This window comes from Bradymonas sediminis, from assembly GCF_003258315.1.
Classification (GTDB): Bacteria; Myxococcota_A; Bradymonadia; order Bradymonadales; family Bradymonadaceae; genus Bradymonas; species Bradymonas sediminis.
Genome location: NZ_CP030032.1, coordinates 1,415,523 through 1,429,755, shown reverse-complemented (window position 1 = coordinate 1,429,755; position 14,233 = coordinate 1,415,523). Strand labels below are relative to the sequence as shown.

The window sequence follows — 14,233 nt, the reverse complement described above, 5'->3', positions numbered from 1 at the left end:
CATCTGGCGCGTCGGATCTGCGAAACAACATCTAAGGGGCTGGCGCGGTAAACACATCGTGTTCACCCTGGCTGCCCCAACAATTTATAATGTAGCGCATTTCAGATGCGCTTTCGGCTCAGCTTCGGCGCAAATATGGCGCAATTACCGACCGACAATGGCCTCAAATGCCCGAAATCGCTCTTTTTTAACATGAATTGAGTTGCCAGCGCCCTCCGGTAGCGAAGCACAGGACTTGTTCGCACTTTTATTATAGGGTCTCTCGCGCGCCCCGAATCAAGGATTCTAGAATGAAGCTTCGAGCATTGGTCATATTGGCGGTATTCTGCGCCGGCTGTTTCCACACCTCGGCGCAATCGCGCCTGGGTGATATCACGCCCCAAGGCAGGCTCAGCGGGGGCGTGCAACTGGACGTCGCGTCGCTCGCCTACGGCGATGTGGACGGCGAAACCCAGTGGTGGGGGGCCCGCTCGCACCCCCAATTTCTGATGGCGATGATGGGCTCCCTGCTCTTTGTCACTCAGGGATTTTTAAGCGTTGGCCTGGGCGATGACGTCGAGGTCGGCGCCAGATTAGGCATTCAGGAGCTCGCCGGCGAGTTGCGCTATGGGCTGACGCAGCAACGACTGAACGCGGCAGACGGAGTCTCCACGGCGCTGTCGCTCTCGGCGGGCTGGCGCCCCTTTATGGTCGACAACTTCCCGTCTCTACAGGCCGGACTCGACATCAGCCGACGCTACGACACCCTCGCCCCGCACCTGAATATCTACCTGACCTACGGGCCTCAATATCAGGCCGCATCTGCCGACCACGGCGCCTCCCGGCACCAGCGAAGCATCTACCCCGCCCAATACGGCGCGGCCCGCCGGGAGTTGCGTCTTCAGACGGTGGTCGGGGTGACGCTTTTGACGCGCGACGCCGACACCTGGGAGCATCTGCCAAACGGCGATACTCGAATCACATCGAAGGGAGCCTACGACGGAAACACCTTCGATATCGGCATCGCCCCCTGGTTTACCCTGGCGAGCGAACCGATAGAGGGTTGCCTGATGGACGACTGCTCAACTTTTATGCCGTGGGCGGGCGAGGTCCCAGAATACGGGGCGCATCTGCTGTTGCGCTACCAATATTTTCCGTATCGGGACTTCCAATAGGGGCCGGGAAACCGAGCTTTACTACGCCATCATTTCTTCGAATTCTTAGAATTCTTCGAGCTTCGCGAGCGCCGCTTCGCCCGGCGTCGGCGCGACTTCCCGGAGGACGTCGCGTCTTCGTCGGTCTTCTCCCCGCCGTCCGCGGCGAGGTCGGTCATGCCGACGAACTCGACCCGCGCGCGGGCAGGCTCGGCCTCCTGGAAGCGATATTTATCGGCGCCATGCGACGCGTCTTCGCCCCGGGCGGAGTCCACGGTCTCCTCGCGCTTATGCGCGTCGATAATCTCGATATCGTCAACCCGAAAGGTCTCGCGATTCTGGTCATCCAGGCGCACCGTTACCTTCCGGTTGATCACATCGAGCCCCAAAATCTCGCCCTCGCCAAGCTCGGTGCGCACGCGCTGGCCGGCGCGCGGCAGTGACTTGCGCATGCGTCGGTAGATCTGCTGCTCGTAGACCAGGCAGCACATCAGACGCCCGCACATGCCCGACACCTTGGTCGGGTTGAGCGTGAGGCCCTGGTGCTTGGCCATGCGGATCGAGACCGGGGCGAAGTTGTCCAAAAACGTGCTGCAGCACAACTCACGCCCGCAGGGGCCGATGCCCCCGAGCATCCGCGCGCCGTCGCGCACCCCGATCTGGTGCATCTCGATGCGCGTGCGGAATTGGTGGGCCAGGTCTTTGACCAGGTCGCGAAAGTCGACGCGGCCGTCGGCGCTAAAATAGAAGACGATCTTTGAGCCGTCCTGCATATATTGCACGCGGATCAGCTTCATCGGCAGCTTTCGCCCGCGGATGCGCTCGATGCAAAAACGGTAGGCGTCGCGCTCGTGGGTCTCGTTTTTGTCGGCCTGCGAGATATCGGTCTCGGTGGCCTTCCTGAGCACCTGGCTGATGCTATTTGGCGGGAGCATGCGCCGCTGAATCTGGCCGGTGATCTTGGCGATGACCGGGCCGCGCTCGGTGCGCACGATCACCTGGTCGCCCGGGGCAAGTTGGAGCTCGCGGGCGTCAAAATAATATTTGACGAAGCTCGTGCGAAAGACCGCCTGGACGACATTATAAAGGCGTTTTTTCGCCCCTACCATCGCCCGGGGGCCCTTGACCTGGGTGGGTGTCTTGGGTGTGGAAATCGTCATCTATATATCCAACTTCGCAGCCTGGCTGCGATTGTATGAAGGGAGCGACGCGCGGCATTTTTATGCGCGACGTCGGCGAATCTGGCCGAGCAATTCCTCGGCGATAAGCTGTGAGTTGACATTCGCCAGAAGGTAGCGCTGCGCCTGGCGAATTTCGTCAATGATATCAAGGATATCTTCCATCTCCATGCGCTCGGAGAGCGCCTGAATCTGCATGCGCAAATCACTATTTACAAGGCGCGTGGAATCCTCGGCCGCCTTATATAGCATGACATCGCGAAAAAAGAGCATCAGAACATCCAGGCGGCTGGTCATCTCGTCGCGGCTGGACTTCAGGTCCTCGGCCAGGTCGAGCAGCGCGACCGGCTGGCCGGCGCTCAGGTTGACGACCTTGCCGATAAAATCTTTGCGCCCCTTGAGCATCCCGGACTCAATCACCGCCAGCGAGCGCCCCAGACTTCCCTCGCCGTAGCCGGCCGCGACCGACAAGTCGGTGAGGTCTTCGAGCGCGTCTTCCTCCTGTTTTTCGGCGAGGATTTCGCGCAATAATTCGGTCACCAGGGCCTCGTCGAGGCGGTCAAAACGGATCGCCTGGCAGCGCGATAAAATCGTCTCGAGCAGGCGATGCGGTTGGTCGGTCACCAGGATCAACCGCATGCGCTGGGCCGGCTCCTCGAGGGTCTTGAGCAGCGCGTTGGCCGCCTCATCGGTCATCGTATGGGCGTCGTCGATGAGCACAAAACGCACCCGCGCCTCGTAGGGCGCTCGATTCGACGCTTTCTGGATATCGCGGATCTGCCCGATCTTAATCGTCCCCTTGGTCGGCCGGACCGGGAGGATATCGGGATGCTTCCAATCCACGATTTTGCGGCAACTTCGACATGCCCCGCACGCGTCCTGGAAGGCGCCCTCGGGGCGGCGCTCGCAATTGACCACGGCGCTGAGCGTCTGGGCGGTCAGAAACTTTCCGACCCCCTCCATGCCCGTAAAAAGATACGCGTGGTGAACACGATCGGCGTCCAGCGCGGTACTTAAAATCTCAAGCGGGCGCGCTTGCCCGCGAATCTTTGACCATTTTAGCACACGAATACTCGTTGATGGCGAAGCGAAAGGCTGACCAGCCCCTTAAAGAACGTGGCGCCTCGGGCATTGGCCCAGGGAGGCGACTTCGAAACTCGCTCGCGAAGATGTCATCTTATTGGGAAATTGTCATCTCTTCTTATATCCTCAATAAATGTTACCATTGGGCCAGGCCGAGGCAGAACCACCCTTGAGCAGCCTGCTGGTTCACACCTCAAACTTTTATCAAGATTACCACTTGAAGCTCGCCAGAATTGTCCATATAAGACTAACTCGAAAGGCTGGATTTATTTTGCAATCCCCTCCATCCAACCCCGCACCGCGCTCCCTTCCCCCTCAGAGCTTATGAAATTAACGCGACTTACGGCCGGCACACCGAGCACGCTGCGTCCCTATCTATGGCATTATTTTTCGGCGCTGATGGTCCTCCTTATATGCACGGCGTTGCCGACGCCCGCGCACGCCCAGCAGCTCGACGGCGAGGTCGAAGCGCTGCTAAAAAAGATCGATAACGACGAGGCAAATTACGAGAAAAAGCCGGTCCCGCCCTCCTCGGTCGACGCCATCAATCTCGATGTGCATTGGCGCCTATTTAAACGTGTCAGCCAAAGTGACAGCGCCGGCGTGAAGGAAATCCAGGCATTTACCCGCGACGGGATAAGCCTTGGTTACCGCAACTTCCCCGCCTATTCGACCGCAGTTCAGGCAGTCACAACCGGCAAGATGGAGCGCGGGGAGATCACCCAACAGGACGCCTCCCGGCTCTACGAGAGCGCCCGGGCGCTGGCCCCGGATCTGCCGTATCCGGCCTTCGCCTATAGCGCACATCTGATGCGCCATAATCTGGGGCGCCTGCCGGCGATCGTGTCGCTCTATCTTGACGGTGTTCAGCTTGGATACACCTGGCTCGACACCCGCATCCCCTGGGGATTGAAGCTCGCGTCGCTGGCCCTGCTGGCGTTTTTAGGGGCGTCGCTGCTCTTTCTCTTTGCGCAATTATTGCGAAATTTCGGCATCCTCGCCTACGACTTTTCGCGGGTGTTACCGACGGGATTCTCGAGCAATCAGACCGTCATCCTGGCGGTCGCGATGGTGATCGTTCCGGGGCTCTTATTGCGCTCTTCGCTGCTCTCGGCGCTGATTATGCTGGCGGTATTATCGTTGGTTCAGAATCACCGCGAGCGATTCGTGACCGCGCTGATCTTCGGGGCTCTGCTGGCGCTGCCGACAATGGACCAATATTTGTCGAAACAGATCACCTGGCCGGGCAGCGAGGCGCAGCGCGTTTTCCACGCCCAATACCTTGGCTGTGACTCGACCTGCGAGGACGCGCTGGAGCAGAGCTGGCTGGACGCCGGCGGCGAAGACCCGGTGCTCACCTATGCCAACGCGTTTCTAAAATACCGCAGCGGCACGCCCGCCGAGCTTGAGAATCTGCTGGGGATGCTCGACGAGGTGAAGCAATGGCCGGCCGAGATGCGCCCGTCGGTGGACAATCTTCGAGGCGCGACCCTGGTCGCGCTGGCGCGCCCCGATGAGGCGATTGTCCACCTCGAAGCCGCCCGCGCGGCGACCCAAAAGGGGAGCGAGCCGACCCGCGCCGCCGCGTCTTTCAACCTGATGCGCGCCCACCAGATGAACGATGACCGGGGCTCGGCGACCGCCGCCTATGACGACGCCATTCGCATCGATCTTGGCGCCCTGCGCTCCCACCTCGCCCTGGAGCGGCGCGACGTCAATAGCTTCTTAATCGTGAACCCACTGCCCAGCGATGTCTTCTGGCAGCGCCATCAGGCCCAGGCGCAGGAAGTCGTGTCGATCGCGACGCCCGTGTGGCGCTCATTGGCCGGGCCGAACCTGCCCATCGAGCGCACACCGCTGCTCGGCGGCGTCGGGATATTATTCGTGCTGCTCGGCCTTCCGCTGACCCTCGGGCGGCGCACCAGCACGCCCTGCCCGCATTGCGGCATGGCGCGCGACCCACGCGACGCGCCCAAAACCGGGGACCACCGCTATTGCCTGCCCTGCTACCAGACCTTCGTCTCGGGCGCGTCGCTCGAATATAGCGCGCGCGTCCATAACGAGAAGGTGTCCGGGCGCCGCGAGCGCTTCCAGGAATTCCTGCGCCGCGCGCTCTCACTGCTGATGCCCGGCACCGGACATTGCCAGGCCGGCCACGCCGTCTTTGGTTTTTTGGTCATCTTCGGCACGCTCTTTGGGATCGCCCTATTGTGGCGGCCCATGGGCATTTGGCGGGCGCCCCATGAGTTATTTAGCGTCAATTGGGCGGCTCAGGAATCGATCGCGTGGGTGCTCATCTCCATCGGCGCCTCCATCGGGTTGAGCGCGGCTTTGCGCGGCATTCGCCCCACACAGATCTCCGCGCCAAAGGGTGCAAAACAGAACCAGCCAACCCGAGGTAGCCATGTCTAAACAACCTCACCAGGCCCCGGACACCGCGCCGCACAACGCCGCCGACACCCGCCAGAGCGGCATGGGCGCGGTGATCCTGCACCATAGCGTCACCGCCCTGCTGATCATGCTGGTCATCGCGCTGGCGGTCTGGTCCTATCTAAGCTTCCGAAACACCGACTTCTTCGAGGCGCCCACGCAGAACTCTCGCATCGGCTCCTATGTCGAGGGCGCTCAAAAACAGCGCATCCACTTCGCCCTAGACGTCTATTACCGCCTCGACGGGCGCTACCCGCTGACCCTCAATGAGCTGGTGGAGCGTCAATTGCTCCAGCCCTCCGACCTTTCTTATCCCGCGACCTCGCCCACATCGCGCGAGCAATATGTCTACGAACGCGTTCAAGATTCATATACCCTGGAGTTCGCCCGCCCCCTGCCCGCGCCCCCGAGCGATGCGCCCGGCGAGCCCACCTTCTGAGATGACGCGCCCGAAGACCGCGCAGGTGTTGAGTCGAATTGATATTGAATCAAAGCGCCCCAGAAATTATAACACCGGGGCGCTGTTATTATATTGTTACGCGATCCGCCCACGCGGCGAAGGATGTTGATTTTGGAGGAAATTATTCAGAAGACCCTGAATTTTGCCGAAGCAGATGTCGCCCGTTTTATCTACGGGCGGCGCGACGCGCATTTGCGCATTCTCGAGGCGACCTTCGAAGTTGAGATCGGCGCGCGCGGCAATGACGCGACGATTTCGGGGAGCCCGCCGGATGTCAAAATCACCGCGCGCGTGCTCACCGAGCTCTACGCGCTGGGCAAAAAAGGCTTCGCGATCGCCGAATCCGACGTGCGCCGCGCCATCCAGGTGCTCCGGGAGACCCCCGACGCGTCGCTGGTCAATATCTTCACCGACGTCGTCTTCGTCTCCTCGACCAATAAGACCATCGCCCCCAAAGGGCTTAATCAAAAGCGCTATGTCGACGCGATTCGTCACAACGATATCGTCTTCGGCGTCGGCCCGGCCGGCACCGGCAAGACCTACCTGGCGATGGCGATGGCGCTGTCGGCCCTCTTCGACAAAGAGGTCAAACGGATCATCCTGGTGCGCCCGGCGGTCGAAGCCGGCGAAAAATTAGGCTTTTTGCCCGGCGACCTGGCAGAAAAGGTCAACCCCTACCTTCGCCCCCTCTACGACGCGATCTTCGACATGGTCGACCGCGAGCGCGCCGAGCGCATGATCGAGCAGGAGGTCATCGAGGTCGCGCCCCTGGCGTTTATGCGCGGTCGCACGCTCAACGACGCCTATATCATCCTGGACGAGGCCCAGAACACGACCACCGCCCAGATGAAGATGTTTTTGACCCGCATCGGCTTTGGCTCCAAGGCGATCATCACCGGCGATATCTCCCAGATCGACCTGCCATCGGCTCAAATGAGCGGGCTGATTGACGCCCAACGCGTCCTGGCGGATATCGACGGCATCGAGTTTTGCCGCTTCGTCGGCGCCGATGTCGTTCGACACCCGCTGGTCCAACGCGTCATCAGCGCGTATGAGGCGCATTCGCGGTGAGCGCTCGAACCACAGCCCGACTCCCGGGACCCGGCGCGCTCCCCGCGCTGCATTCGACTCGCCAAATCCGCCGACATCCCCTTATACTGCGCTCGGTCCCGATACGCCCCACCGCCCACAATGGGCACGGTGTTCCGACCCGCTTCGCGCGGCCTATCCGCGCGTGCATATCTGTTTTGAGGCGTTTAAATGCCTAAGCCTGGTTCGAAAAAAAGAGGATTCTTTTCCTCTCAAGGCGCCGATCGCCAATCTCACCTGGAACGATTGCTTCGCCACCCTTCCGTGCAATTTCTGGCGTTTGCGGCGTTTATCGCGGCGCTGGTGGCGATCGTGTCGGCGGGCTTCGAAGTGCGCGGGATGAGCATCCGCGAGGACTCCATCGGCGAGGTCGCGCGCACCGATATCAAGGCCACCCGCGACTTCGAATTTGTGGAGTCCGACGAGGCGGCCACCGAGTCGGCGCGCATCAAGGTCTCCAACTCCGTGCCGCCGGTCTTTGACTGGCAAGAGGGGCTCGCCGCCCAGATGCGCGAGCGCACCAACACCGCGTTCTCCTCGATGCGCCAGGCACTTGCCGCGCGCGCGCGCGCGTATCTTGAGGCGAATCAGCCCGCGCTTTATGAGCGCCTGGCCCAGGAGACCGCCACCCACGACTCGCCGCAATCCTGGCTCGAACCCATCGCCTCCACCCGCCTGATCAACTGGTCGCATGAGCTTCGCGACGAGTTCTTCGACATCCATATCAACGCCGAGCTCTCCGAGGCGACCTTTGAAGTGTTCGCCGCCGAGGGCTTTAGCGAGCGCGCCCAGGGCGTGGTCGAGAACGTCATCGGCCGGGTGCTCTCGAATATGATCGTGCGCGATATGAGCACGCTCGACCGCCACCAGGGCCAGGGCATCTACCTGCGCCGACTGCGCGGCGAGAAGCTGCTCATCGTCTATTATATCACCGATATTCGCGAGAAATTCGTCCCCCTGGCGCGCGCCGAGACGCTCGTACAAAAGTCGGCCGACGAGGTCCTGGCGAATAACCGCTCACGCGAATTTCGCCGCGCGCTCATCGCCACCGTGTCGCTCTTGGTGCGCCCCAATATCACCTATAATGAGGCCAAGACCGTCGAGAAACGCGAGGCCGCGCGCCACGCGGTCAAAGACGTGGTGGTCCGCGAAAGCTTCCGCAAAGGCCAGGTCGTCATCGAAAGCGGCGGGATTATCACCGAGCGCCAATACCGCATCGTTCAAGAGATGCTTCAAGAAGGCGCGTTCTTTAACCGGGCGCAGGTCGTCTCCGGCATCACGCTCTTGGTCTTGCTCTTGGTGGGCGCGCTCTTTGTCTTCGGGCGCCGAAACCTTCGCCACTTTCGCCCCTCGGCCAAAGATATCGTCTTCACCTCGACCACGATGGTGCTGATGCTGTTTCTTATCTGGCTGGGCGGCGCGCTCTTCGACACCCTCGGCGAGCAGCTCGAGTGGTCGAACGCGCAGGCCTGGTATTTCCTGATCCCGGTGGCATCGGCTGGCATGTTGATTCGACTGGTGCTCAATAACGAGCACGCCGTCGTCTTTACGATCATCTTCAGCGCCCTGGTCGGCATGATCACCGACAGCTCGCTGTATATGATGTTCTTCACCCTGGTCGGCACGCTTGTGGGCATCGGCGCGGTGCAGCAGGTCAAGCACCGCATGGCCCTGATGTGGTCCGGGCTTTGGGTCGGCGCAGCCAACGTCGCCGTGGTGCTGGCGCTGATCTTATTGGAGGGCGAATTATTCCAATTGGACACCCTCCATACGATGCTCTTCGCCTTCGCAAGCGGCGTCTTCAGCGGCTTCTTCGTCCTGGCGGTGCTGCCGCTTTTTGAGACGGTCTTCGGCTATACCACCGACATTAAATTGCTCGAATTGGCCAACCTGAACCACCCGCTCTTGCGCGAATTAATCATGCGCGCGCCGGGCTCCTACCATCATAGTATGATGGTCGGCTCACTCAGCGAGGCGGCCGCCGAAGCGGTCGGCGCCAACCCTCTCCTATGCCGCGTGGGCTCCTATTATCACGATATCGGCAAGGCCAAAAACCCGCAGTATTTCGCCGAAAACCAGCGCCTCGGCGAGAACCCGCACGACAAACTCAAGCCCAATATGAGCGCGCTGATTATCAAGGCGCATGTCAAAGACGGGCTCGAGATGGCGCGCCAGCACCGCCTCCCGCTGGAGCTTCAAGACTTCATCGCTCAGCACCATGGCACCAGCCTCATCTCGTATTTCTACCATCGCGCGAAGTCGATGGAAGACCCCGACATCTCGACGGTCGACGAAAAAGACTATCGCTATCCCGGGCCCAAACCCCAGAGCCGCGAGACCGCCATTTGCCTGCTCGCTGACGGCACCGAAGCCGCCAGCCGCGCCCTGCCCGACCCGACGCCCGCGCGACTTAAAGGGCTGGTTCAACGCATGATCAACAAGGCATTTACCGACGGACAGCTCGACGAATGCGACCTGACGCTCAAGGACCTCAACTCGATCGCCGAGGCGTTTAACCGCACCCTTAAAGGCATCTATCACCATCGCCCGGAATACCCGGAGCAAAAGAAGCGCACCCCGCGCCAGACCCCGGCGACCGGGACCGCGCAGCCCGCCTCGCAGCCGCCGCCGCGCGGACGCCAGGCGGACGCCGCTAAAACAAATGAGTCAAAGAAGACGCCGACGCGCGAGGTTCCCGCCGCGGACTCGAGCTCGGATGTCTGGGAAATAACCAAAGAACGTGTTGAATCAATGCAGAGGGACGCAGATGTCGACGGAAATAACGACTCAGGGGACAGCCGAGCAACATCCAAGAGCAAAGGCGCTGATACAGACGATAGCCAAAAGGGCCGCGAGTCACTTCCGCGCCTTGGGCCTGGCTGACCCTGAACTGTCGGTCGTGCTTTGCGATAACGACACGATCCACGCCATCAATAAGGAGTGGCGAGGGGAAGACAAGCCCACCGACGTGCTCTCTTTTCCCCTGCACGAATTCGAGGAGCCCGGCGTCTTTGACCCCATGCTGACCGCCTTCGACGGCGAGGACGGCCCGGGACTTTCGCTCGGCGATATCATCATCAGCCTCGAATATGCCGAGGGACTTTTGGAGACCCGCGAGCATCATCGCAGGGTCGCCCAGGAGTTGGGCGTGGCACCAGAGTCACTGGCCTGGAGCTTCGACGACGAAGTTCATTTCCTGCTCATCCACGGCATCCTGCACCTGGTCGGCCACGACCATATGGAGGTCGACGAAGAAGAGGCGATGAAGGCCGAGGAGCGTCGGCTCTGGGAGCACGCGGCGGCAGAAACTCAGGGCGATAATTAAAGCGAATCTTCAGGCGTCTCGGCCCTGAGAACTTCCTTCTGCAACTCGGCGAGCAGGCTCGTCAGACGCGCGTTTTCAACGGGCGGCAGGTCGTGCGTCAGCATCTTCTGGGCCTGGGCGACGGCGTCTTCGTAGCGTTGCTCGAGGATAAGCGCCGACAGTAAGATATTGCTCGCCTCGAGGTTATCCGGATGAGCCTTCACCGCCCGACGGCCGACACCGACCGCCTTTGAAATATCCGCGTCATTGAGCAATAGCCGCCCCTTTAAGGTCAGCGCGCCGATATCATCGGGCCGCACCTTCAGCGCTCGGTCAACCCACGCCCTCGCCTCCCTATCGTCGCCGATATGCGCGCTCGCCTGCGCGATATTAAAAGGAATATCACCCGCCACGGGATACCAGCGCAGCGCGGACTTATACGCGTCAATCGCGTCGTGATAGCCCTCGCTGAGCAACCATCGATCCCCCTTGCCGCGATAATAACTCGCCCCGGTCTGAAGCGTCGCGGGCACAAGAATCGCGAGGCCGACCAGAATCGCGGCGCCTGCGAAGACGCGAAGCGCCCCGAAACTCGCGCGAGCGCCGGGCTCAGGCGCAGCGGCCCTTCGGGCGCTCGACCAACCAGTAAAGCCATTATATTTCGCTGAGACCCGCGCCAATACGCCCAATATCACCACCCAACTGAGCGCGGCCGGGGCGAGCGACAATAACGGGGTAAAGAGCATAAAACCCACCCCGGCCAACCCCGCGCTGAGCATGGCCCAATGCTCCACGAGCCAATACGTCGCGCCCTCCTCCGCGCGCCCCTCGTTGAGCGCGTAGGCCTGCCCACGACTTATCAGGCCCGAAATCGCAACGGCGAAGATCGCCAATACCCACAGCGCGAAGAGCGAGAACCCCGCGACGCCGTACTCACTGAAGAGCTGGGTCACGCCGCTCTGCCCGCTGGACGCTGGCGCGGCGCCTAAAGCGACCGTCATCACCAACGCGAATACGCCAGCGAGCGCGCTCAGGACCACCGAAGGCAAAAGAACGCGCAGCGCTTGCTGCCGCTGGAACGCCCCGACGAAGATCGCGGCCACGATACCCAGACCGCCTAAAACCCCTGCCCATAGCCAGCCGGCGAGCAGCGAAAAATACGCGAGGGAGATCAGAAAGCTAAGCGCCAAAAAAACGCGACGGACACCCCGCGAACAGAGCGCGCCGCCCCAGATAATCGGCAGGATCACCACAAAATACGCAGCCCCGAACTCCGGCGTGTCGAAGGCGCCCGTCGGCCCCGCTGGGTCCCAACCCGGCCTAAATCCGCCCATTCCGACCAGGTCGAGGCCCCCGAAGACCGCCGCGCCCAGCCCTCCGAGCGCGCTCGCCAGGGCAATATCCCCAAAGCCCAGCGCTCGACCGCTGGGCGCCGCCGTAATCAACAGCGCAACCGCCAGCGCCACAAAATGCAGCGCCTCCCATAGGCTCCATAACCTGTGCTCGGCCCAGATGATCGAGACGAGCGCGTAGAGCGCGAAGATTGCCCCGAGAATCGCGACGCGCGCCGGCGCCACGATAAAGCGGCCGCGTCGCAGGGCAGCGACGCCCCAACTCACCAACACCACGCCCATGCCTGCGACCAGCAGCAATTCCTTGAGCGTCTCGAAGCTGCGCAGCCCGGTGTCAAACGCAAAAGGCAGTGTGGCCAGGAGAATCAGCACTCCCCACGACGGCACGCCCAGCGCCTCGACAGACGGCAGCGCCCAATGACTCGGGGCATCGTCGCGGGGCTCCGATACGGCACTATTTGGCTTCGATATTTTCATCACAACGTCCATCAAATGGGGTGTGATTATTTCGACAAATTACGCGCCAGGCTTTGGCATCTGCGCAAACGAAAAACCTCGTCACATCGCGCAAGATTACGAGGGTCCGCGCCCCCAGCTTCGCCCAGCCCCCAAACGACAAACGCCGCCTCGTCCATCACCGGTGAGGATGATGGGCGAGGCGGCGTCATGCCAAAAAAGAGCGCGGCGCGAAGATCAGGCGCCGAACTTTGCCAGGCGTAGGGCGTTCGCCAGCATCAGCGGCATCAGCTCGATGCCCGGCAGCCTCGGCCCCAGCGCGCCGCGGATGCAGGCACGCTCACCGAAGGTCTCGACCTCATCGGTGCGGCAATATTTCGAGTGAAGCAGCACCGGCACCGGATGCCAGCTATGCTCGGCCAATTGCGCCGGCGTCGAGTGGTCGCCGGTCACCACGACCACGTCGGGGTTCAGCTTCATCAGCGCCGGGATGGCCTGGTCGGCGTTCTCAATCGCGGCGACTTTGGCGGCAAAATCGCCGTCTTCGCCGCGGCTGTCGACGTCTTTTTTATGGATGAAGAAGAAGTCGTAATCGTCCCATTTCTCGGCCGCCAGCGCGAACTTGTCTTCGAGCGTGGTCGGCGCGTGCAGGGTGTCCATGCCCACGAGCTTGGCCACGCCCCGGTACATCGGGTAGCTGGCGATGGCGCAGGCGCGCAGCCCGTAGGCTTCGCGAAAGGTCGGCCAAGTCGGCTTCTGAGCGAAGCCGCGCATCAGCAACATATTGGCCGGATGATGCCCTGCCAGGCGCTCTTTGGCCTTCTCGATAAACTCAGCCACCAGACGCGCCGTCTTCTCGGCGGCCTTCGTCTTCGCGACCACATCGAGCGGCTTTACGCCGAGCGCCTGCGGGTCGGTGTCGGCGATCTCGGCATTTAGCCCCTCGCCGCGCAACACGAAGAGCAAGCGATGCTCCTTGACCGTGCGAATAAAGACCTCGGCCCCGTCGAGCTCGATGCCCTCGAGCAATTTGCAAAGCTCTTCGTTGCGCTCGGTGCTGATGCGCCCGGCGCGACGGTCCGTCACCAGGCCATCCTCGTCGAGGCTGCAGAAGTTACCGCGCGCCGCGACGTCGCCCGGCTGCAGGTCAAACTCGACCCCCAACGCCGCCAGCACGCCGCGCCCTACCTGATATCTGGTCGGGTCAAAGCCAAAGAGTCCCAGATGCCCCGGGCCGCTGCCCGGCGTGATGCCGGCGCCCACGGGCAGATGAAGCCCCGCGATGCCGTCGCGCACCAGCGCGTCGAGGTTTGGCGTGTGCGCCGCCTCAAGCTCGGTCTGCCCGTTCGGACCGCTGGGCAACCCGCCCAGCCCGTCGAGCACTAACATCACCATTTTGGTATTCGCGGATTTGGCCTGCTTCTGAATAAAATCGAGATTCATTGAATTGTTCCTGCGGTAATAGAAAGTTGCCGCCGAAGACTAATGACAATTCTAGCGCGGTCAAGAAGCGCTTGATGTCCAACGCGCCGAACGCCCGTCTTTCTTCGCGCCGCGCGCTTAAAATCGCGCGCCCGGGAGCCCGAAAGAGGCAGATTATCTCGGGGCGTCGTCAACTTCAGCATAAACCTGTACAAAGCATTGATTGACCTAAATGCCCCATCGTTTTACATTTTTTCGGACGATGAGAATAACGGCGCACCTGCGGACATCCCCAAAGCGCCGAATCCACGCTGCCTAACGACTGA

Annotated in this window: 10 protein-coding genes; 6 read left to right on the top strand and 4 right to left on the bottom strand. The window is 61.5% G+C overall.

Annotated elements, in window-relative coordinates; genetic code table 11:
- The first annotated feature begins 290 nt into the window (after window positions 1–290).
- On the top strand, window positions 291–1,154 hold the full coding sequence (locus DN745_RS05295; protein WP_111332786.1) for a hypothetical protein: 864 nt from the start codon (window positions 291–293) through the stop codon (window positions 1,152–1,154).
- A gap of 29 nt (window positions 1,155–1,183) precedes the next feature.
- Here the strand turns inward: DN745_RS05295 and DN745_RS05290 are convergent, their stop codons facing one another.
- Both DN745_RS05290 and holB read right to left on the bottom strand, forming a co-directional pair.
- On the bottom strand, window positions 1,184–2,293 hold the full coding sequence (locus tag DN745_RS05290; RefSeq protein WP_204355090.1) for a PSP1 domain-containing protein: 1,110 nt from the start codon (window positions 2,291–2,293) through the stop codon (window positions 1,184–1,186).
- Between the two features lie 60 nt (window positions 2,294–2,353).
- A complete protein-coding gene (gene holB, locus DN745_RS05285; RefSeq protein WP_111332783.1) occupies window positions 2,354–3,376 on the bottom strand; it encodes a DNA polymerase III subunit delta' in 1,023 nt (340 codons plus the stop codon).
- Between the two features lie 342 nt (window positions 3,377–3,718).
- Here holB and DN745_RS05280 point away from each other — a divergent pair, with 342 nt between their 5' ends.
- The 5 genes from DN745_RS05280 to ybeY all read left to right on the top strand — a co-directional run bounded on the left by DN745_RS05280 (window position 3,719) and on the right by ybeY (window position 10,698).
- On the top strand, window positions 3,719–5,806 hold the full coding sequence (locus tag DN745_RS05280) for a tetratricopeptide repeat protein (RefSeq protein ID WP_111332781.1): 2,088 nt from the start codon (window positions 3,719–3,721) through the stop codon (window positions 5,804–5,806).
- Entirely contained in the window at window positions 5,799–6,263 is a 465-nt protein-coding gene (locus DN745_RS05275; RefSeq protein ID WP_111332780.1) for a hypothetical protein, read from the top strand. The genes DN745_RS05280 and DN745_RS05275 overlap by 8 nt, the downstream gene beginning before the upstream one ends.
- Before the next feature lie 123 nt (window positions 6,264–6,386).
- Entirely contained in the window at window positions 6,387–7,355 is a 969-nt protein-coding gene (locus DN745_RS05270) for a PhoH family protein (protein WP_111332778.1), read from the top strand.
- Between the two features lie 264 nt (window positions 7,356–7,619).
- The gene (locus DN745_RS05265) at window positions 7,620–10,256 is read left to right on the top strand and encodes an HD family phosphohydrolase (protein WP_162687471.1); all 2,637 of its coding nucleotides are present in this window, start codon (window positions 7,620–7,622) and stop codon (window positions 10,254–10,256) included.
- Complete coding sequence (ybeY, locus tag DN745_RS05260; RefSeq protein ID WP_111332775.1) at window positions 10,141–10,698, top strand: rRNA maturation RNase YbeY; 558 nt, start codon at window positions 10,141–10,143, stop codon at window positions 10,696–10,698. The genes DN745_RS05265 and ybeY overlap by 116 nt, the downstream gene beginning before the upstream one ends.
- On the opposite strand, the gene DN745_RS05255 is transcribed toward ybeY, so the two are convergent.
- Both DN745_RS05255 and DN745_RS05250 read right to left on the bottom strand, forming a co-directional pair.
- On the bottom strand, window positions 10,695–12,506 hold the full coding sequence (locus DN745_RS05255) for a tetratricopeptide repeat protein (protein WP_162687470.1): 1,812 nt from the start codon (window positions 12,504–12,506) through the stop codon (window positions 10,695–10,697). The genes ybeY and DN745_RS05255 overlap by 4 nt on opposite strands.
- A 216-nt stretch (window positions 12,507–12,722) precedes the next feature.
- On the bottom strand, window positions 12,723–13,928 hold the full coding sequence (locus DN745_RS05250) for a 2,3-bisphosphoglycerate-independent phosphoglycerate mutase (protein ID WP_111332771.1): 1,206 nt from the start codon (window positions 13,926–13,928) through the stop codon (window positions 12,723–12,725).
- Window positions 13,929–14,233: the final 305 nt, after the last annotated feature.

What these genes read in the sequence shown, in the direction of transcription:
- DN745_RS05280 (WP_111332781.1), top strand. Translation starts at nt 3,719, where the DNA reads ATGAAATTAACGCGACTTACGGCCGGCACACCGAGCACGCTGCGTCCC.
- DN745_RS05295 (WP_111332786.1), top strand. Translation starts at nt 291, where the DNA reads ATGAAGCTTCGAGCATTGGTCATATTGGCGGTATTCTGCGCCGGCTGT.
- DN745_RS05255 (WP_162687470.1), bottom strand. Translation starts at nt 12,506, where the DNA reads ATGAAAATATCGAAGCCAAATAGTGCCGTATCGGAGCCCCGCGACGAT.
- DN745_RS05270 (WP_111332778.1), top strand. Translation starts at nt 6,387, where the DNA reads ATGTTGATTTTGGAGGAAATTATTCAGAAGACCCTGAATTTTGCCGAA.
- DN745_RS05290 (WP_204355090.1), bottom strand. Translation starts at nt 2,293, where the DNA reads ATGACGATTTCCACACCCAAGACACCCACCCAGGTCAAGGGCCCCCGG.
- DN745_RS05275 (WP_111332780.1), top strand. Translation starts at nt 5,799, where the DNA reads ATGTCTAAACAACCTCACCAGGCCCCGGACACCGCGCCGCACAACGCC.
- ybeY (WP_111332775.1), top strand. Translation starts at nt 10,141, where the DNA reads ATGTCGACGGAAATAACGACTCAGGGGACAGCCGAGCAACATCCAAGA.
- DN745_RS05250 (WP_111332771.1), bottom strand. Translation starts at nt 13,928, where the DNA reads ATGAATCTCGATTTTATTCAGAAGCAGGCCAAATCCGCGAATACCAAA.